The organism is Plantactinospora sp. WMMB782 (genome assembly GCF_049179135.1).
GTDB lineage: Bacteria > Actinomycetota > Actinomycetes > Mycobacteriales > Micromonosporaceae > Plantactinospora.
On record NZ_JBMHMC010000007.1, the window covers coordinates 7,917,478 to 7,937,001 of the forward strand.

General features: G+C 72.5%; 14 protein-coding genes and 2 pseudogenes. 5 read left to right on the top strand and 11 right to left on the bottom strand.

The window, feature by feature from the left end; genetic code table 11:
* Nucleotides 1–18: 18 nt before the first annotated feature.
* Entirely contained in the window at nt 19–1,410 is a 1,392-nt protein-coding gene (locus ACN28A_RS37280; RefSeq protein WP_421403617.1) for a D-glucuronyl C5-epimerase family protein, read from the top strand.
* Between the two features lie 93 nt (nt 1,411–1,503).
* On the opposite strand, the gene hisS is transcribed toward ACN28A_RS37280, so the two are convergent.
* Entirely contained in the window at nt 1,504–2,850 is a 1,347-nt protein-coding gene (gene hisS, locus ACN28A_RS37285) for a histidine--tRNA ligase (RefSeq protein WP_421403619.1), read from the bottom strand.
* Nucleotides 2,851–2,889: 39 nt separating this feature from the next.
* Nucleotides 2,890–3,642 (bottom strand): MBL fold metallo-hydrolase, encoded by a 753-nt coding sequence (locus ACN28A_RS37290; RefSeq protein ID WP_421404847.1) that lies wholly within the window; start codon nt 3,640–3,642, stop codon nt 2,890–2,892.
* 351 nt (nt 3,643–3,993) lie between these two features.
* Here ACN28A_RS37290 and ACN28A_RS37295 point away from each other — a divergent pair, with 351 nt between their 5' ends.
* Together ACN28A_RS37295 and ACN28A_RS37300 are read left to right on the top strand one after the other, a co-directional pair.
* Entirely contained in the window at nt 3,994–4,950 is a 957-nt protein-coding gene (locus ACN28A_RS37295) for a peptidylprolyl isomerase (protein WP_421403621.1), read from the top strand.
* A 67-nt stretch (nt 4,951–5,017) separates the two neighbouring features.
* Nucleotides 5,018–5,845 (top strand): peptidylprolyl isomerase, encoded by an 828-nt coding sequence (locus ACN28A_RS37300; RefSeq protein WP_421403623.1) that lies wholly within the window; start codon nt 5,018–5,020, stop codon nt 5,843–5,845.
* Nucleotides 5,846–6,020: 175 nt separating this feature from the next.
* Here the strand turns inward: ACN28A_RS37300 and ACN28A_RS37305 are convergent.
* From ACN28A_RS37305 to ruvC, 8 genes and pseudogenes are all read right to left on the bottom strand, one after another.
* Nucleotides 6,021–8,291 (bottom strand): annotated as a pseudogene (locus tag ACN28A_RS37305) (RelA/SpoT family protein); the annotation flags it as partial.
* Between the two features lie 579 nt (nt 8,292–8,870).
* Complete coding sequence (locus ACN28A_RS37310) at nt 8,871–9,434, bottom strand: adenine phosphoribosyltransferase (protein WP_421403625.1); 564 nt, start codon at nt 9,432–9,434, stop codon at nt 8,871–8,873.
* 79 nt (nt 9,435–9,513) lie between these two features.
* Complete coding sequence (gene secF, locus ACN28A_RS37315) at nt 9,514–10,737, bottom strand: protein translocase subunit SecF (protein ID WP_421403627.1); 1,224 nt, start codon at nt 10,735–10,737, stop codon at nt 9,514–9,516.
* 1 nt (nt 10,738) lies between these two features.
* Nucleotides 10,739–12,649: a protein translocase subunit SecD gene (gene secD / locus ACN28A_RS37320; RefSeq protein ID WP_421403629.1), complete on the bottom strand. Its 1,911-nt coding sequence runs from the start codon at nt 12,647–12,649 to the stop codon at nt 10,739–10,741.
* A gap of 252 nt (nt 12,650–12,901) precedes the next feature.
* On the bottom strand, nt 12,902–13,198 hold the full coding sequence (gene yajC, locus ACN28A_RS37325) for a preprotein translocase subunit YajC (protein WP_421404849.1): 297 nt from the start codon (nt 13,196–13,198) through the stop codon (nt 12,902–12,904).
* A 178-nt stretch (nt 13,199–13,376) separates the two neighbouring features.
* Nucleotides 13,377–14,444: a Holliday junction branch migration DNA helicase RuvB gene (ruvB, locus tag ACN28A_RS37330; protein ID WP_421403631.1), complete on the bottom strand. Its 1,068-nt coding sequence runs from the start codon at nt 14,442–14,444 to the stop codon at nt 13,377–13,379.
* Nucleotides 14,441–15,043 carry a Holliday junction branch migration protein RuvA gene (gene ruvA / locus ACN28A_RS37335; protein WP_278062781.1) on the bottom strand — a complete coding sequence of 201 codons (603 nt, stop codon included), beginning with the start codon at nt 15,041–15,043 and terminating at the stop codon, nt 14,441–14,443. Before ruvA ends, ruvB begins: the two co-directional genes overlap by 4 nt.
* Nucleotides 15,044–15,228: 185 nt before the next feature.
* Nucleotides 15,229–15,741 (bottom strand): annotated as a pseudogene (gene ruvC, locus ACN28A_RS37340) (crossover junction endodeoxyribonuclease RuvC); the annotation flags it as partial.
* 218 nt (nt 15,742–15,959) lie between these two features.
* Between ruvC and ACN28A_RS37345 the strand changes: the two are divergent.
* Nucleotides 15,960–16,841 (top strand): 3-hydroxybutyrate dehydrogenase, encoded by an 882-nt coding sequence (locus ACN28A_RS37345; RefSeq protein WP_421403633.1) that lies wholly within the window; start codon nt 15,960–15,962, stop codon nt 16,839–16,841.
* A gap of 75 nt (nt 16,842–16,916) precedes the next feature.
* On the top strand, nt 16,917–18,863 hold the full coding sequence (locus ACN28A_RS37350; protein WP_421403635.1) for a helix-turn-helix domain-containing protein: 1,947 nt from the start codon (nt 16,917–16,919) through the stop codon (nt 18,861–18,863).
* A gap of 40 nt (nt 18,864–18,903) precedes the next feature.
* Here the strand turns inward: ACN28A_RS37350 and ACN28A_RS37355 are convergent, their stop codons facing one another.
* Nucleotides 18,904–19,512: a TetR/AcrR family transcriptional regulator gene (locus ACN28A_RS37355; RefSeq protein ID WP_421403637.1), complete on the bottom strand. Its 609-nt coding sequence runs from the start codon at nt 19,510–19,512 to the stop codon at nt 18,904–18,906.
* Between the last annotated feature and the right edge of the window lie 12 nt (nt 19,513–19,524).

Here is a 19,524-nt window from a genome sequence, read left to right on the forward strand (position 1 = left end):
ACGAGCGGAGAAGCGGTCTTGGCAGAGCAGGGTCCGGCCGGTGCACCGGCTGCCGGGGTGACGTCCTCGTCCAGCGCGGTGCGCGGCATACCGTTCGACTTCCGTTACCACCCGTTCGAGATCCGCGACCTGCCCGACGAGATCAGGCCCTACCACCTGCGGCTCGCGGTCCCGTTGGAGGACACCGGCCCGCACGACGAGTCGGGCGTACGGATGTCGCTGCGCGGCGGCGAGTTGCACGATCACCCGGTCGCCCAGGCGCAGTACGGGCTCAACCTGATCGAGGCACACCGGATCACCGGGAACGCGGCATACCTGGAACGGGCCGTGAAGCAGGCCCAGCGGTTGGTCGACAAGCGGGTGGAACACGAAGGCGGCTGGTTCTTCCCGTACCCGTTCCGGTTCGTCCTGCACCGCGACAAGGAAGTCTACGACCCGCCCTGGTACTCGATGATGGCCCAGGGCCAGGCGCTCAGCCTGTTCTGCCGGCTCCACAGGCTCACCGGAGCCGGCAACTGGCTGGCCGCCGCGCACCGGGCCTTCGCCTCCTACCTGGTCCCCCCGGTCGTCGGTCACCCGTGGGGGGTGTACGTGGTGGACGGCCGCCTCTGGCTGGAGGAGTACGCCAGCCCGGAGCGGATCTCCGGCGACCTCACCTACAACGGCCACAACTTCGCGCTCTTCGGCCTCTGGGACCACTGGGTACTGACTCGGGACGTGCGGACGAAGGTGCTGCTGCAGGGGGCGTTGACCACGATGCGCGACGTCTACGCCGACATCCGTCGGCGGCACTGGCGCAGCCGGTACTGCCTGCGGCACGGCTCGGAGTCCAACACCTACCACACCATCCACACCACCCAGCACATCCAGTGTTACGCGATGACCGGCGACACGATCTTCGCGAAGGTCGCCGAGCTCTACTACACCGACTTTCCGCCGCACGGCGTCACCGGCACTGTCGAGCTGCGGCCGGGCCGGCACACCGGCTACCGGTTCGACGGCACCGGAAAGATCACCCACCGCAGGAAGCTCGACCTGCGCGAGCCGGGCACCGCGCGGTCCGGCGCCCGCCGGAAGATCCGGCGGCAGGAGGGAATCTGGTACGAGATCACCGAGGGTGCGCTTGCCGGCTACCACATCCAGGAGATCGAGCGGCACTCGTACCAGCGCGGCGAGGCGGCCACGATGGGCTACCGGATACCCCGGCCGGCCACTGTCGCCCAGGCGGCGGTGAACTCGTGCACCGTGACCCCGGCCGGGGAGATGACCTCGACGAGTACCGACTACCGGCCCGGCGATCCGGTCAACCTCGACCGGCGGGCGGTGCTCAACGGGGTCGCGCACGTCCGGCTCGCCGACGGGCCGCACGCCGGCAGGTGGCTGCCGTACACCGCGGTCGACCGGCTCTGAACTGGCCGACCCCACCGACCCGGGACGGACATCCGTCCGCAGGGCCGGTGGGGTCGGGCAGAATGCTGCACCGACCGGCAGTCGCCGCGAGACTCAGCCGATCGTCGGGTACAGGTCCGCCGCCGGTGGCTGCCAGACCTCCGGTGCCGCACCCACCTGCTCGCCGGAACGGATGTCCTTCACCTCGTCAGCGCCGCCCGCCGTGCCGGGGAACCACACGAACGGGATGCCGCGCCGCTCGGCGTACCGGATCTGCTTGCCGAACTTCGCCGCCGACGGCGACACCTCGGTCGGGATGCCCCGGCGGCGCAGCGCGTCGGCGATCCGGTTGCTCTCCGGCCGGCGATCCTCCGCCGCCAGTGCCACCAGAACACAGGTCGGCACGCTGCGGGAGATGGTGAGCGCCTCCGCGCCGAAGAGCAGCCCGAGCAGCCGGGTGACCCCGATCGAGATACCCACCCCGGGGAACCGGGCGTTGGCGTCGCTGGCCAGGTTGTCGTACCGGCCGCCGGAGCTGACCGAGCCGTACCGCTCGTAGCCGCGCAACTGGGTCTCGTAGACCGTACCGGTGTAGTAGTCCAGCCCGCGGGCGATCCGCAGGTCGGCCACGCAGAGCCCGGGGGCGTGCGCCACGGCGTTCTCCAGCACCGCGACGAGCTCGGCCAGCCCCTCGTCGAGCATCGGGTCGGAAACCCCGAGCGCCCGTACGGCGTCGGCGAAGGACGGGTCCGGGGTGGCGATCTCGGCCAGCGCCAGACACGCCTTGGCCTGCGCCTCGGTCGCCCCGGCCGTCTCGGCGAGCAGTGCCGCCACCCGGTCGGGCCCGAGCCGGTCCAGCCGGTCCATCGCGCGCAGCGCGGCCAGCGGGTCGGCCAGCCCGACCCCCCGGTAGAAGCCCTCCAGGATCTTGCGGTTGTTCACCTGGATGGTGATCGGCAGCCGGCCGTCGGTGCCGCCGATCGGCAGGCCGCCGAGCGCGTCGCCGATCACCAGCGGGATCTCGGCCTCGTGGTGCGGCGGCAGGGTGTCCCGGTCCACGATGTCGATGTCGGCCTGGAGGAACTCGCGGTAGCGCCCCTCCTGCGGGCGCTCCCCGCGCCAGACCTTCTGGATCTGGTAGCGCCGGAACGGGAACTGGAGCCGACCGGCGTTCTCCAGCACGTACCTGGCGAACGGCACGGTCAGGTCGAAGTGCAGCCCCAGGGCGCCCTCGCCGGTGCCGGCCGGCCCCTCCTCCTGGAGACGGCTGACCAGGTAGACCTCCTTGGAGGTCTCGCCCTTGCGCAGCAACTGCTCCAGCGGCTCGACGGCGCGGGTCTCCAGCGGCGCGAAGCCGTACAGCTCGAAGGTGCGCCGGATCCGGTCGAGGACGTACTGCTCGATCATCCGCTGCGGCGGCGCCCACTCCGGAAAGCCGGAGATCGGTGTTGGCTTGCTCATCATGCTCCTGTCGGGTCTCGCGCCGGTGCGCGAGCGGGATCACCAGCCCCGGGAGGGTGCGACCGCCGGCCCGTCGAGGCCGGCGGCCTCGATCAGGTAGGGGTTGCTCGCCCGCTCGCGGCCGATGCTGGTCGCGGGGCCGTGGCCGGGCAGTACGACTGTGTCGTCGGCCAGCGGGAGGATCTTCTCCCGCAGGCTGCGCACCATCGTCGACGGGTTGCCGCCCGGCAGGTCGGTGCGGCCGATCGACCCGGCGAACAGCACGTCGCCCGCCAGGCAGATCTGCTCCGCCGCCCAGTCCACACCCGGTGGAAGGGGCAGGCCGGACCGGACGGCCGGGCCCGTGCCCGGCAGCCGGAACAGCACCGACCCGCCGGTATGGCCCGGCGCGTGGTCGACCGTGATCTCCAGCCCGGCCAGTGCCAGGGTCGCCCCGTCGGTCAGCTCGGCCACGTCCTCCGGCTCGGTGTAGGGCAACCGGCCGCCGAAGAGCTGGGCCAGCTCCGTCGATAGCCCCTTGGCCGGGTCGGCGAGCAGCTCGCGGTCGGCAGGGTGCACGTACGCCGGGATGCCCCGGGCGCCGCAGACCGGCGCGACCGAGAAGGTGTGGTCGAGGTGCCCGTGCGTCAGCAGTACGGCGGCCGGCCGCAGCCGGTGCTCGGCCAGCACGTCGTCGAGCTGGTCCAGCACCCCGATGCCGGGGTCGACCACGACACACTGTTCCCCGGGCGCGGTGGCCAGCACGTAGCAGTTGGTGCCGAAGGCATCCGCGGGAAAGCCGGCGACGAGCACGTCCGCTCCTCCCATCCGACGATTCCAGTAGCTGTTGACCCTCGGCTCTCCGGTAGCGGGATGACCTCGGATCACAGGGGCGGTGCGACCCCACCATATCGGGCGCACCGCGCGACCGGCCGCCCGTGTCCGGCCGCCCCGGCAGCCACCAGGAGACACAGTGATAATCTCCGATGGTTTCGAAGTGACCTCGTACAACACTTTCCCAGTCGGTACCCGTACACTCTGGCGGGCGTGTGGCGTGGCGCACTTGACGCCGGCGCGGCGGATCGTGCCGCCGCCCGGGACAACCGCCGGCACGCGGACCAGAGGCAAGACGACGACCAGGGGCAGATGGAAAGGGGAGCTCGGGTGGCTTCCAGCAGGGACCGGCAGCGCAAACTCGCGCGGGCCAAGCTCGACCGGCAGATGGCTCGGCGGGCGGCCACGGCCCGGCGCAGGCGGCAGATCCGGGCCGGCATCGGCTCCGCCGTCGCGCTGCTGTTGATCGTGCTGGGCTCGTTCTGGGCACTCGGCGGCTTCGACCGCGACCCGGCCGAGGACAGCGCCGCCCCCGAGACGTGCACCTGGACCACCCAGGACGCCCAGGCGAACACGAACCTCAAGGATGTCGGCAAGCCGCCCACCCGGGACCTGCCCACCACCGGCACCCGACCGATGACGATCACCACCGACCAGGGCGCCCCGGTCACCGTCGAGCTGGACCTGGCGAGCGCGCCCTGCGCGGCGGCCAGCTTCACGCACCTGGCCGGAAAGTCGTTCTTCGACAACACCAGGTGCCACGAGCTGACCACCGAGGGGGCGCTGCGCTGCGGCGACCCGAGCGGGACCGGTCAGGGCGGCCCGACGTACACGTTCTTCAGCGAGAACACCCCGGACGCCCCGGCGGCCAGCCCGTCGGCCGACCCGTCGGCCAGCGCCAGCCCCCCGGCGAGCCCGGCACCCAGCCCGAGTGCCAGCACGCCGGCCGCGCCGCTCTACCCGGCCGGCACCGTCGCGATGATCGGCAACCCGCCCGGCGCCAACGGCAGTCAGTTCCTGATCTTCTTCAAGGACTTCAGCCCGGCCCAGCCGACCTACCCGATCGTCGGCCGGGTGACGAACGGGCTCGACGTGGTCAAGAAGATCGGTGCCATGGAAACCGTGGACAATGGTTCCGGCGTCAAAATCAAGCCGAAGACCGACGTGGTGATCCAGAGCCTGACCGTCGGTGAACCGGCGTCGGCGGACCCGACGGCGGTGCCGACGGCGGCGACCCCGACGCCGACCGCGCCGTCGGCCAGCCCGACGGTCGCCGGACAGTCCTGAGAACCGCAGAGACCAGCCCAGTCGCGCCAGACCCGGCCGCGCTGCACATAGTCCAGGAGGAGCCACCGTGACGTCCACCAGAGAGCGGCAGCGCGCCGCCGCGCGGGCCAAGCTGGAACGGGAGATGGCCGAGCGCGCCGCCGCCGCCCGCAAGCGCCGGCAAGTGCAGGCCAGCATCGGCGCGGGTGTGGCGCTGCTGTTGGTGGTCGCCGGCACGGTGTGGCTGGTGATGAGTCTCGGTGACGACGAGGACGGCTCGACGGAGGCGGGTCAGGCCACCTGCGCCTGGACCGACATCCCGGCCGAGCAGCGCAACGCGGCGACCAAGGACGTCGGACTGCCGCCGACCTCGGTCAAGAACACCGGTAGCCAGACGATGACGATCGACACCAACCTGGGCCAGATCACCGCCAAGCTCAACCTGGGCGACGTGCCCTGCACCGCCGCCAGCTTCACCCACCTGGCCGAGAAGAATTTCTTCGACAACACCAAGTGCCACCGGCTGGTCACCCAGGGCCTCCAGGTGCTCCAGTGCGGCGACCCGAGCGTCACCGGTGACAAGTGGAAGGAGACCGACGGCACCGGCGGTCCGACCTACCGGTTCGCGGAGGAGAACCTGCCGACGGACAAGCGGCCGCCGTACCCGGCCGGGGTGATCGCGATGGCGAACTCCGGGCAGCCGGGCAGCACCGGCAGCCAGTTCTTCATCGTGTACGGCGACTCGCAGCTGCCCGCCTCGTACACCGTGCTCGGCACCGTCACCAGCGGCCTGGACCTGGTGGCCCAGGTCGGCGCGGCGGGTGACGACGGCGCCTTCGCACAGCAGGCCGGCGGTGGCCACCCCAAGAAGCAGGTCGTGATCAAGTCGCTGACCATGAGCGCACCGGTCGGCTGAGACCGGGATCCGCCCGGACCACGAAACGGCGCCGCGCCACCCGTCCAGGGGTGGCGCGGCGCCGTTCTCTTCGTCCGTGTCCCGGCGTGCCCGGCCCGAACCTCGGGCGGGGACCCGGTAGGCCGGCGTGCCGGCCCAGGATTCGGCAGGTGACCAGGTCGGGCCGGCGGCCGGCTCAGGCGCCGGAGGTGACCCGGTAGGCGTCGAAGACGCCGTCCACCTTGCGTACCGCGGCGAGCAGGTGCCCCAGGTGCTTCGGGTCGGCCATCTCGAAGCTGAACCGGCTGACCGCCACCCGGTCCCGGGTGGTGGTGACGGTGGCGGAGAGGATGTTGACCCGCTCGTCGGAGAGCACCCGGGTGACGTCCGCGAGCAGCTTGTGCCGGTCAAGCGCCTCCACCTGGATCGCCACCAGGAAGGTCGAGGCCGAGGTGAGCCGCCAGCTCACCTCGACGACCCGCTCGGTCTGCGCCTTGAGGTCCTCGGCGTTCGCGCAGTCGTCCCGGTGCACGCTCACCCCGCCGGAGCGGGTGACGAATCCGAAGACCGTGTCCGGCGGCACCGGGGTGCAGCAGCGGGCCAGCTTGATCCAGACGTCGCTGACCCCTCGGACCACCACACCGGGATCGTTGCTGTTGCCCCGCCGCTGCGGGCGGGTGGCGACCGCGGTCTCGGCGAGGTCCTCGGCGGCACCCTCCTCGCCGCCGTAGCCGGCCATCAGCTTCTGCACCACCGACTGCGCCGAGACCTGGCTGTCCCCGACGGCGGCGTAGAGCGAGGCGACGTCGGCCAGGTGCAGGTCCCGGGCGATGGTCATCAGGTTGTCCGTGCTCAGCATCCGCTGCAACGGCATGCCCTGCTTGCGCATCGCCTTGACGATCGCGTCCTTGCCGGCCTCGATCGCCTCCTCGCGGCGCTCCTTGTTGAAGTACTGCCGGATCTTCGTCCGCGCCCTGGGGCTCTTGACGAAGCCCAGCCAGTCCTGCGTCGGGCCGGCGGTGTCGGACTTCGAGGTGAAGATCTCGATCACGTCGCCGTTGGAGAGCGTCGACTCCAGCGGCACCAGCTTGCCGTTCACCCGGGCGCCGATGCACTTGTGCCCGACCTCGGTGTGCACCGCGTACGCGAAGTCGACCGGGGTCGAGGCGGTCGGCAGCGGGATCACGTCCCCCTTGGGGGTGAAGACGTAGACCTCCTGGCTGGACAGGTCGAAGCGGAGCGCGTCGAGGAACTCGCTCGGGTCGGCCGCCTCGCGCTGCCAGTCCAGCAACTGCCGCAGCCACGTCATCTCGTCGATGTGCGCAGGCGGCCCGACGACCGTCTCGCCCTTCTTCTCCTTGTACTTCCAGTGCGCCGCGATGCCGAACTCGGCCGTCCGGTGCATCGCGTAGGTACGGATCTGCATCTCGACCGGTTTGCCGCTCGGCCCGATGACCGTGGTGTGCAACGACTGGTACATGTTGAACTTCGGCATCGCGATGTAGTCCTTGAACCGGCCCGGCACGGGCTGCCAGTTCGCGTGGATCACACCGAGTGCCGCGTAGCAGTCCCGGACCGTGTCGACCAGGATGCGTACGCCGACCAGGTCGTAGATGTCGTTGAAGTCCCGACCCCGGACGATCATCTTCTGGTAGATCGAGTAGAGGTGCTTCGGCCGGCCGGTGGTCTCCGCCTTGATCTTCGCGGAGCGCAGGTCGACCTGCACCTTCTGGGTCACCTGCCGCAGCAGCGCCTCCCGCTGCGGCTGGTGCTCCCCGATCAGCCGGTTGATCTCCTCGTAGCGCTTCGGGAAGAGGTTGGCGAAGGCCAGGTCCTCCAGCTCCCACTTGATGGTGTTCATACCGAGCCGGTGCGCCAGCGGAGCCAGGATCTCCAGCGTCTCCTTGGCCTTCTGCTCCCGCTTGGCCGGCGGCAGGAAGGTCAGGGTGCGCATGTTGTGCAGCCGGTCGGCCAGCTTGATCACCAGCACCCGGGGGTCCTTGGCCATCGCCACGACCATCTTGCGGATCGTCTCCGCCTTGGCCGCGTCGCCCAGCTTGACCTTGTCCAGCTTGGTGACGCCGTCGACGAGCAGCGCGACCTCGGCGCCGAAGTCGGCGCGCATCTGGTCGAGCCCGTAGTCGGTGTCCTCGATGGTGTCGTGCAGCAGCGCGGCGACCAGGGTGGTGGTGTCCATCCCGAGGTTGGCCAGGATGGTGGCGACCGCCAGCGGGTGCGTGATGTACGGGTCGCCGGACTTGCGGTACTGCCCGGAGTGCCAGCGGGCGGCCATGTCGAAGGCGCGTTGCAGCAGCCGCGCGTCCGCCTTGGGGTGCGCCGCGCGGTGGGTCGCGATCAGCGGTTCCAGCACCTCGCTCACCTGCGGGGTCTGCCAGGGCGCGTTGAACCGGGCGAGTCGGGCCCGGACCCGGCGCCCGGTGGGCGCGTTGGCCAGGGCGAAGCTCGTCGCGGGTGGCTGGACCGCCCCGGCCGCCGCGCCGACGAACTCGCCGGCCGAACCGGAGCCCGTCGAGGCGCCGATGCCCACCGGCACCGCCGGAACCCCGACACCGCCCCCGGGAACGGGCGGAACCCCGACAGCGTCGCCAGAAACGGGCGGAGCCCCGACACCGTCGCCCGAGAGGGGCGGACCGCCGAGCGGCCGGGACGACCCGCCGTCCTCTGCCGGACCGGCCGGGGCCGGGTCGGCCGCACCGGCCGTCGCACCGGCGTCGGCGAGCCCGCCGGGACGGGCGGGGCCGTCGACCGGGGATGAGGCGCCAGCGGCGCTGGTCTGGACGTCGGCAGGAGTATCAGCCTCGTTGGTGGGATGCACCATGCCCTCCGCCGGAGGGGCGACATCGGAAGACACCGGCCTCCTCAACACTTCGCCGGGAATGCCCCGACCGTAGCCGGTGCACCCGGTCCTCCGCCAGTCACAGGCATGTCACCCGGGCCGGCCACGAAGGGCAATCGTACCCGCCGGAGGGGCCGGTGGCCCTCCTTGGCGGGCGTAACCGCGGGGTCGGGGTGGGAGTCGTGGGGGCTAGACGGTCAGCAGGGCATGAACACCCCGGGGCGCGAGCCGGTCCCGCCCGTTCAGGAAGCTCAGTTCAAGCAGCACGCTGAATCCGGCCACCGTGCCACCGGCCCGCTCGACCAGGTCCAGCGTCGCCTGCGCCGTTCCGCCGGTGGCGAGTACGTCGTCGACCACGAGTACCCGGTGTCCGGCCGTGAAGGCGTCCTGGTGCACCTCCAGGGTCGCCTCGCCGTACTCCAGGGCGTACGAGGCGGCGTACGCGGCCCGGGGCAGCTTGCCGGCCTTGCGTACCGGCACCACCCCGACCCCGGTGGCGTACGCGATCGCGGCGGCGACCACGAAGCCGCGCGCCTCGATCCCGACCACCACGTCGAAGGAGTCCCGGCCGTGGTGCTCGACGATGTCGTCGATCACCTCCCGGAAGGCGGCACCGTCGGCGAAGAGCGGCATCAGGTCCTTGAACACGATGCCCGGCTTCGGGAAGTCCGGCACGTCGAGCACCCGACTGGCCACCAACCGGGCGGTGACCGGACCGCTGTCGCCGCGTACCTCGGTGGGGGTCTCCGTCACACTGCGTCCTTTCCGGGCGAAAGCGCCCGACCCACCACCTGGGCGGCGGGTCGGGCGCCTGAGGATGCGTCCGTCCGGCTCAGCGGCGCTTGCCGCCGGGCCGGTTGCCACCGGCGCGACCGCCCCGGGCACCGCCGCCGGACCGCTTGCCGGACGGTCGGGAGCCGACCTTCGGCGCGGACCCGGCGAGTGCGGTCCCGGCAGCCGGTACCGCGGCCTCCTCGGCCGCGGCCGGCTCGTCGGAACCGGCCGGCGTCTCGGCGGCCGGGCGGGCCTGGCCGGGCTGCCGGGCCGGGCGACGGGCGGTGTCCCGGCCGCCGGCCCGGCGGGCGAGTACCCGCTGGGTGTGCTGCCGGATCCGCGGCTCGCGCTCCTTCAGCGACACCAGCACCGGCGTCGAGAAGAAGATCGACGAGAAGAACGCGGCGCCCATACCGACGAAGAGCACCAGGCCGAGGTCCTTGAGCGTGCCGGCGCCGAGCAGCCCGGCACCGATGAAGAGCAGACCGCCGACCGGGAGCAGCGCGACCACCGAGGTGTTGATCGACCGCATCAGCGTCTGGTTCAGGGCCAGGTTGGCCGCCTCGGCGTAGGTCTGACTGCTGCCGCCGGTGATGCCCCGGGTGTTCTCCTGGATCTTGTCGAAGACCACGACGGTGTCGTAGAGGGCGAACCCGAGGATGGTGAGGAAGCCGACGACCGTCGACGGGGTCACCTCGAAGCCGACCGCCGAGTAGATGCCGGCGGTGAGCAGCAGGTTGAGCACGAGGCCGGAGACGGCGGCGATCGCCATCCGCAGCTCGAACCGCAGCACCAGGTAGCCGGTGACCAGCACCAGGAAGATGACCAGACCGATCAGCGCCCGCTGGGTGATCTGGGCGCCCCAGGCCGCGCTGACCCGGTTGTCGCTGATCTCGTCGGCGTTGAGGCCCAGATCCTGGGCGACCTCCGTGCGTACGCCGGACGCCTGCTGCTGCTCCAGCGGCGAGGTCCGGAACAGGTACGTCGCCTCGCCGACCTGCTGGCTGGAGACCACCTCGGCCGGCCCGTCCGGCGTCGACTCGTCGGCGAGGGCGTCCTGCAACGCGCTCTCGGCCCGCTCCAGGGTGCCCACCGAGGTCGGCACCTGGAACTCGTTTCCGCCCCGGAACTCGATGCCCAGGTGGAAGCCCTGGATCACGAAGCTCAGCACGGTCAGCAGGACCAGCCCACCGGCGATGCCGAACCAGAGCTTGCGGCGGGGGACGATCTCGAGACCGGCCTCACCGCGGTACAAGCGGCTGGCGAGCCCACTCCTGCTCATCTCAGGCCTCCTTCACGCGGGTCTTGCCGGTCGACGGCGTCTCGTCGTCCGAGGTCTGCAACGCCCGACCCAACCCGCTGACCTTCGGCGACAGGAATGCCGGGGTACGGGCGAACATCGTCATGATCGGATGCCGGAACAGGAAGACGACCACCAGGTCGAGGACGGTGGCCAGGCCCAGCGCGAAGGCGAAGCCCTGCACCGTGCCGACCGAGACGAGGTAGAGCACCACCGCTGCCATGATCGAGATGGCGTTCGCCGAGATGATCGTGCGGCGGGCGCGGGCCCAGGCGCGGGGTACGGCGCTGCGCGGGCTGCGCCCCTCCCGGATCTCGTCTTTCAGACGTTCGAAATAGATCACGAAGGAGTCGGCGGCGACACCCAGCGAGACGATGAAGCCGGCGATTCCGGCCAGCGTCAGGGTGAAACCGATCTGCCGGCCGAGCACCACCAGTGCGCCGAAGACCAGGATGGCGCTGAGGACCAGGCTGAGGAAGATCACCGAGCCGAGCAGCCGGTAGTAGAAGAAGGCGTAGATGATCACCAGGAGCATGCCGATGCCGGCGGCCAGCAGGCCGGCCCGCAGGTGCTCGGTGCCCAGCGTGGCGGTGATGTTCTGCGCCTCCTGCGGCTGGAAGGTCAGCGGCAGGGCGCCGTAGCGGAGCTGGCTGGCCAGCTCGTTGGCGCTGGCGTTGGTGAAGCTGCCGGTGATCTGCGAGTCACCGGTGAGCACGCCCTGGATCTCCGGCGACGAAATGATCTTGTTGTCGAGCACCACCGCGACCCGGCACCGGCCCTCGTCGCCCAGGGCCGCCTGGTCGCACTGGCTGTCGGTGTTGTTGTAGGCCTCGCGGGTCAGGTTGGTCCACTTGCTCTGGCCGTCGCCGGTGAAGTCCAGGCTGACCACGTACTGGCTGGTGGTCTGGTCGAGCACCCCGTCGGCGTCCTCGACGTCGGTCCCCTCCACCTTGGCCACGTCCAGCAGGTTCTTCTGCTGGCCACCCTCACAGGCGACCACCTGCTCGCCGGACTCCTTGATCGAGCCCGGCGGCCGCTGGTCGAGCTTCTCGCAGGTGATTGTCGGCACGTTGAACTGGATGTTGGCCGGCAGAACCCGGATCTCCTGCGGAGTCAGCTCGGCGAACGGCTTGAGCTTCTCGGCGAGCGCCGGATCCGCGTTGTAGTCCGCGGGCGCCTGGAGCGCGGTGGCGGCGGCCCATGCCTCGGCGCCGACCTTCTGCTCCACGGCCGCGCGCTGCTGCGCGAGCGACTGGTCGACCGGAGCCGCCGGGGCGGAGCTGGCCGAGGCGCTCGGCGCCGGCGAGGCGCTGCCGCTCGGGGTGGGCGTGGGGGCCGGGGCACCGCCGCCCTGGCCACCGCCGGCGCCCGGCGACGAGGTCACCCCGGCGGCCGGGCTGCCGGACGGGCTGGGGCCGCCGGAGGGCGCCGGGCTGCCGGACGGTGCCGGGCTGGCCGACGCGCCGGGCGACGGGGCTGCGTTGACCGGGCCGCCACCGTCGGCGGTCTTGAGCACCTTGCGGAACCGCAGCTCGGCCGGGGTGCCGACATCGTCGAGGTCGGCGTTCTGCCCCGGCACCGAGATCACGATGTTCCGGTTGCCCTCGGTGACCACCTCGGCCTCGGCGACGCCACGGCCGTCCACCCGGGCCTGGATGATCTGCCGGGCCTCCTCCAGGGAGCCGGCGGGGGGCGCCTCGCCGGCCTCGGTGGCCGCTTCCAGGGTCATCCGGGTGCCGCCGATGAGATCCAGGCCGAGCTTCGGCTCGAGCCGGTCCTTCCAGCTGCCCTCGGCCCCGGCGGCGAAGAACACCAGGAGATAGAGGACGGTGAAGATCAACCCGAGTACGGCCAGCTGCCGCCCGGGTCGCATCTGTCCCTGAGGTGGTGCCACGGCTTTCGTGTCTCCCTGCGCGGTTCGGCCGCTAGTGGTGGGCGGCGGATCGGGCGCCGGCGGAGCCCGGCGACATGCGTACCGCACCGGTGGGGGTCCCACCGGCCCGTCGATCTATTATTGTCGATACTGAACCCGCCCCGTCGGGCGGGTCGGCCATCGCACCTCCCGCGACCCGGACTTTCTCTGGGTGCGGGGCGCTCCGACCTCCCGCACGGCCGGCACCGACGGCGAGCGGAGGTCGACAGCGGCTCATTCCTTCGCGTCGACGACCTCTTCCGGGACCGACTCGACCCGCTCGACCTTGTTGACGACCCGCGCGATCGCCGGCCGCGCATACCGGGTCTGCACGCCGGGCGCCACCTCGAGCATCACGGTCTCGTCGTCCACGCTGGTGACGGTGCCGTAGAGGCCGCCGATCGTGACCACCTCGTCGCCGGGGCCGATCGAGGACTGCATCTGCTCGGCCTCGCGGCGCCGCTTCTGCTGCGGCCGGATCATCATGAAGTACATGACGACGAAGAGCAGGACAATCATCAGGAGCGGCATGAAACTGCCGGCGCCGCCGCTCTGTGCTGCCAAAAGAGGCACGGTTACGACCTTCCCATCGGCCTCGTCCGAGCACGGGTGCGCCGGAGCGGAGGCAGGAACTCACGTCCTGTACAAACCGCGGCGAGTCTAGTCGGTGCACCTGAGAACGCCGAATGCGGCACAGATCACGAACGGATCACACCTCCTGGGATCCCGCCGAGAAGAGATCGGGCCCGGGCGGCCCACCTGCACCAAATGTACCATTTGGCGGAGTACGGCCCAAGTGTCGCCAAGCCGCCTCGGTGGCCACCCGCCCCCTGGGGGTACGGGCCAGCAGACCGGCCCGGACCAGGAAGGGCTCGCAGACCTCCTCAACGGTGTCCGGCTGCTCCCCCACCGCCACCGCCAGGGTGGAGAGCCCGACCGGACCACCCCGGAACGAGTCCACGAGCGCCGTCAGCACCGCCCGGTCCAGCCGGTCCAGCCCCAGCTCGTCGACGTCGTAGACCCGCAGCGCCGCCCGCGCGGTCGCCCGGTCCACCGTTCCGTCGGCGCGTACCTCGGCGAAGTCGCGCACCCGCCGGAGCAGCCGGTTGGCGATCCGGGGCGTACCCCGGGACCGGCCGGCGATCTCCGCCGAACCGTCGGAGGTGATCGGCACCCCCAGGATCTTCGCCGAACGCTGGAGCAGCACGTCCAGCTCGTCCGGGGCGTAGAAGTCCAGGTGCGCGACGAAGCCGAACCGGTCCCGCATCGGGCCGGTCAGCAGCCCCGACCGGGTGGTCGCGCCGACCAGGGTGAACGGCTCGACGTCCAGCGGGATCGCTGTCGCCCCCGGTCCCTTGCCCACCACCACGTCGACCCGGAAGTCCTCCATCGCGCTGTAGAGCAGCTCCTCGGCCGGCCTGGCGATCCGGTGGATCTCGTCGATGAAGAGCACGTCGCCCTCGGTCAGGCTGGTCAGGATCGCGGCCAGGTCGCCGGAGCGCTCGATCGCCGGGCCGCTCGTCACCCGGATCCCGGTGCCCAGCTCGGCGGCGACGATGTTCGCCAGGGTCGTCTTCCCGAGGCCTGGCGGGCCGGAGAGCAGGATGTGGTCCGGCGGGCTGCCCCGGCCCATCGCGCCGCGCAGCAGCAGGTCGAGCTGGTCGCGTACCCGGTGCTGGGCGATGAACTCGGCGAGCCGTCTGGGCCGCACGGTGACCTCGGCGACCAGCTCCGCGTCGCTCGCGTACGCCGAGACCAGCGGATCGGAGTCGGTCACCTGGTCCTACCCAGCAACCGGATCGCCTGCTTGAGCAGCACCGGCACCGGCGGCGGGGCACCCTCGACCGTCTCGGCGACGGCCGCCACCGCCTGGTCGGCCTGGGACGCCGTCCAGCCGAGGCCGACAAGTGCCTGGCGTACCTGCTCGGGCCAGGCACCGGCGGTGACCCCGGCCGCACCGTCCGGGCCGACCGGCACCGGCCCGATCCGGTCGCGCAGTTCCAGCACCAGCCGCTCGGCGCCCTTCTTGCCGATCCCGGGCACCCGGGTCAGGGTGCCGGTGTCGCCGGTCGCGATCGCCTTGCGCACCACGTCCGGGGGGTGCACCGCGAGCACCGCCTGGGCCAGCCGGGGGCCGACCCCGCTGGCGGTCTGCAACAGCTCGAAGAGCTGCTTGGCGTCGTCGTCGGCGAAGCCGTAGAGGGTGAGCGAGTCCTCCCGGACCACCAGGCTGGTGGCCAGCCGGGCGGTCGCGCCGACCCGCAGCTCGGCCAGGGTGCCCGGCGCGCAGTGCACCGCCAGACCCACCCCGCCGACCTCGATCACCGCGCTGTCCGGGGACAGCCCGGCGACCACCCCCCGGACACTCGCGATCATCCCGTTCCTCCCTGTCGCCTCGGTCCGGCACCCGGCGTCGGACCGGCATCCCGCGTCGGACCCGCATCCCGCGTCGGGACCGCATCCCGCGTCGGACCGGCGCTCCTGGTCGGACCCGGCCGGGCCGCCCGGCGGGGGGTACCCGACCGGGTGCCGTCCGGGGACGCGGCCGACGTCGCCGTACGCTGCCGGAGCGCGCCGGCCGCCGCCGCCAGCCTGGCCCGGGTGCCGCCGCGCCAGACGTGGCAGATCGCCAGCGCCAGCGCGTCGGCGGCGTCGGCCGGCCGGGGCGGCTCGGCCAGCCGCAGCAGCCGGGTCACCATCGCCATCATCTGCGCCTTGTCCGCCTGGCCGGAACCGGTGACCGCCGCCTTGACCTCGCTCGGGGTGTACGTCTGCACCGGCAGCCCGGCCCGGGCCCCGGCCAGCACCGCCACCGCACTCGCCTGCGCGGTCCCCATCACCGTCCGGACGTTGTGCTGGCTGAACACCCGTTCCACCGCCACGGCGTCCGGCCGGTACTCGGCAACCAGCCGGGTCAGCTCGGTGTCCAGGTGCAGTAGGCGCAGCGGCAGCTCGTCGCCGGGATCGGTGTGCACGACGTGGTAGTCCACCAGGGTGCAGGGCCGGCCGGGGACGCCCTCGACCACGCCGACCCCGCACCGGGTCAGCCCCGGGTCGACGCCGAGCACCCGCACGCCGCCCCCTCCCCGCGCCGCAGCACGTACGTGTGTTCGACACCCTACTGGCCTGGACCGGAGCCGGAAACGCCGACACGCCCGTACCCGATCATCGAGCCCGGCCGGCGGGCGGCGTGCCCACCCCGGCGGCGGCGGAGCGCGCCACATAGGCCGGTACCGCGATATGTGGCCGACACCCATGTGCCCCCGCCCGGTTGGCTCGTAGCTTTTCGGCCATGACGGTAGAACCCGGTCGGGACGACCAGGCCGCGCGGCGGCCGCAGCAGCGGGTCGGGACGTCCCCGGACACCGACGGCGCACCGCAGGCCGGCGCCGCACCGCAGACCGGCGGAACCGTCGCCCGGGTCGTCCAACTCGACCTGGCCGGTCGGAATGCCCTGGTCACCGGTGCCGGCAGCGGCATCGGGCGGGCCTGCGCGGCCCGGTTGGCGGCGGCCGGGGCGAAGGTGACGGTGCTGGACCGGGACGCCGACGCGGCCGAGCAGGTCGCCGCCGAGATCGGCGGCCGGGCCCTCGCGCTGGACCTCGCCGATCCCGGCGCCGTGGACCGGATCGAGCCCGAGCTGGACATCGTGGTCAACAACGCCGGGCTGCAACACGTGGCGCCGGTCGACGAGTTCCCGCCGGAACGCTTCGACCACCTGCACCGGGTGATGGTGACGGCCCCCTTCCTGATCGTCCGGCGCGCCCTGCCGCACATGTACGCCCGCGGCTGGGGCCGGATCGTCAACATCTCCTCGGTGCACGGGCTGCGCGCCTCGGCGTTCAAGTCGGCGTACGTCTCGGCCAAGCACGCCCTGGAGGGACTCTCCAAGGTGGTCGCCCTGGAGGGCGCGGCGCACGGGGTGACGGCCAACTGCGTCAACCCGGCGTACGTGCGCACCCCGCTGGTCGAGGGACAGATCGCCGCGCAGGCGAGCGCGCACGGCATCGCCGAGACCGAGGTGATCGAGCGGATCATGCTGGCCCGGGCGGCGATCAAGCGGCTGATCGAGCCGGAGGAGGTCGCCGAACTCGTCGCCTACCTCTGCGCCCCGGCCGCCGCCTTCATCACCGGCGCCGCCATCCCGCTCGACGGGGGCTGGACGGCGAACTGAGTGGCCAACTCCGGCAGAGCGGATCACGGCGACTCCCACGGAAGGGTTCCGGGTCCCTCGGGCAGGATTGAGCCCGTGTCCGCGCCGATCGAGTTTCTGGAGTTGCTGGCCCGGGAGGCCGCTCCGGTCGAGTTCGAGGGGCCCCTGGTGGCCGCCCGGGCCGCCGGGCTGCCCGCCGACCGGCTCGCCGAGCTGGAGGCGGCCAAGGTGGTGGCGCTGCGGGTACGCGCCCTGCTGGAACGGCGGCGGCGCCGCGAGGCGGAACTCTCCGGCCTGTACGACACCGCGAGCGACCTGGCCGGGCTGCGCGACTCCGACGACGTACTCCGGGCGATCGTGCACCGGGCCCGGCACCTGCTCGGCACCGACGTGGCGTACATGACGCTTGTCGACGACGACCGGGGCGACACGTACATGCGGGTCACCGACGGCTCGGTCTCGGCCCGGTTCCAGGCGCTCCGGCTGCCGATGGGCGCCGGACTCGGCGGGCTGGTGGCCCAGACCGGCAGCCCGTACGCGACCGCGAACTATCCGCAGGACGCCCGGTTCCACCACACCGGGGAGATCGACGCCGGGGTCGGCGAGGAGGGGCTGGTCGCCATCCTCGGGGTGCCGCTGCGGCTCGGCTCCCGGGTGATCGGGGTGCTCTACGCCGCCAACCGGTCGGCCCGGCCGTTCGCCCGGGAGGAGGTGTCGCTGCTGCTCTCGCTGGCCGCGCACGCCGCGGTGGCGATCGACACCGCCCGGCTGCTCGCCGAGACCCGGGCCGCGCTGGCGGAGCTGTCGGCGGCCAACTCGACGATCCAGGCGCACAGCGCGTCGGTGGAACGGGCCGCCGCCGCGCACGACCGGATGACCTCGCTGGTGCTGCGCGGCGGCGGGGTGGAGGACGTGGCGGCGGCGGTGACCGAGGTGCTCGGCGGGGCGCTGCTGGCGCTGGACGCCGAGGGGCGCACGCTGGCCCGGGTCGGCGAGGTCGGCGAGCCGGACCGGACCGCGCTTTCCGAGGCGGTGGTGGCGTCGCGCACCGAGGGGCGCAGCGTGCGCCGGGGCGATCTCTGGTACGCCGCCGTGGTCGCCGGCACCGAAAACCTCGGTGCCCTGGTCTCCCGCCCGGAGGACGAGCTTGTCGACGCCGACCAGCGGATCCTGGAGCGGGCGGCGCTGGTCACCGCGCTGCTGCTGCTGTTCCGGCAGAGCGTCGCCGAGGCGGAGGGGCGGGTTCGGGGTGAACTGCTCGACGACCTGATCGCCAGGCCGGTCGGTGACGTCGCCGGGCTGCGCAGCCGGGCCCGCCGGCTCGGGGTGGACCTGGACGCCCCGCACGTCCTGGTGGCGGTGGGCGACGACGCGATGACCGGCAGCACCTCGGTCCGGCAGCGGGTCACCTCGTGGGCCAGCACGTACGCCTCGACCCAGGGCGGGCTGGCGGCGGCCCGGGACGGCCGGGCGGTGCTGATGCTGCCCGGCGGCGACGCGGGCGCGGCGGCCCGGACGGTGGTCCGGGACCTGTCCCGGGCGCTGGGCCGGACGGTCACCGCCGGGGCGGGCGGGCCGGCGACCGGGGCGGCGTCGCTGGCCGGTGCGGCCCGGGAGGCGGAGCGCTGCCTGACCGCACTGCGCGCGCTGGGCCGGTCCGGCGAGGGCGCCAGCAGCGCCGAGCTCGGTTTCGTCGGGCTGCTGCTCGGCGCGGTCGAGTCCGGCGGCGACCGGGAGGTGACCCGGTTCCTGGTCGACACCGTCGGGCCGGTACTGGACTACGACGCCCGGCGGGGCACCGCGCTGGTGAAGACGCTGGAGGCGTACTTCGGGGTGGGCGGCAGCCTGGCCCGGGCGGCGGAGCTGCTGCACGTGCACGTGAACACGGTGACCCAGCGGCTCGACCGGGTGGGCCAACTGCTCGGCCCGCAGTGGCAGAAGCCGGAGCGGGCCCTGGAGGTGCAGCTCGCGCTGCGCCTGCACCGGCTGCGCGCCTCGACCGGCGGCGACACCGGACCGGACGGCCGCACCGAACCGCACTGACCGACCGAACCCACCGAGCCGAACGGCCCGGCTCGGCAGCTCAGCGGGCGGCGATGCCGGTGATCACCGCGTCGACGACCCGGGCCGGCAGGTCCCGCTCGTCCAGGTCGGGCTGGGCCCGGAGCAGGCGCTGGATCAGCAGCGGAGCGGTCAGCATGGCGAGGGTCAGCTCGACGTCGAGGTCGGCCCGCAGCTCGCCGAGGTCGATGCCGCGGCGCAGTACGTCACGGATCATCCGCCGTCGCGGCTCGACCAGTTCCTGGTAGAGCCGGTACTGCTCCGGGCTGCGGCTGATCGCCGGCATCAGGCAGGGCATGATCTGCCGCATCCGGGGGTCCGGATTGTGCCCGGTGTTGCCGACCAGCGCGACCAGGTCCTCGCGCACGGACCGGCCGGGCGGTGGCGGCGGTGGCGGCTTCAGCCGGCGCAGCGCGTCCTCGAGCAGCGCCTCCTTGCCTGACCAGCGACGGTAGATGGTCGCCTTGCCCACGCCGGCCCGCGCCGCGATCGCCTCGATCGACAGCGCCTCGATGCTGCTGCCCTCGGCCAGCAGGTCGAGGGCGGCCTCCAGGATCGCCTCGTCCGCGCGGACGCTCCGCGGGCGTCCCGGCGCCCGCGGAGCATCCATCGTCTCGGTCACGTCAGCCATTGTCCCCGGTCG

Bases quoted from the DNA above. Each gene is read 5' to 3' on its own strand.
- hisS (WP_421403619.1), bottom strand. From the start codon at position 2,850: ATGAGCAAGCCAACACCGATCTCCGGCTTTCCGGAGTGGGCGCCGCCG.
- yajC (WP_421404849.1), bottom strand. From the start codon at position 13,198: ATGCCGCTCCTGATGATTGTCCTGCTCTTCGTCGTCATGTACTTCATG.
- ACN28A_RS37345 (WP_421403633.1), top strand. From the start codon at position 15,960: ATGACGGTAGAACCCGGTCGGGACGACCAGGCCGCGCGGCGGCCGCAG.
- ACN28A_RS37355 (WP_421403637.1), bottom strand. From the start codon at position 19,512: ATGGCTGACGTGACCGAGACGATGGATGCTCCGCGGGCGCCGGGACGC.
- secF (WP_421403627.1), bottom strand. From the start codon at position 10,737: ATGAGCAGGAGTGGGCTCGCCAGCCGCTTGTACCGCGGTGAGGCCGGT.
- ruvA (WP_278062781.1), bottom strand. From the start codon at position 15,043: ATGATCGCGAGTGTCCGGGGGGTGGTCGCCGGGCTGTCCCCGGACAGC.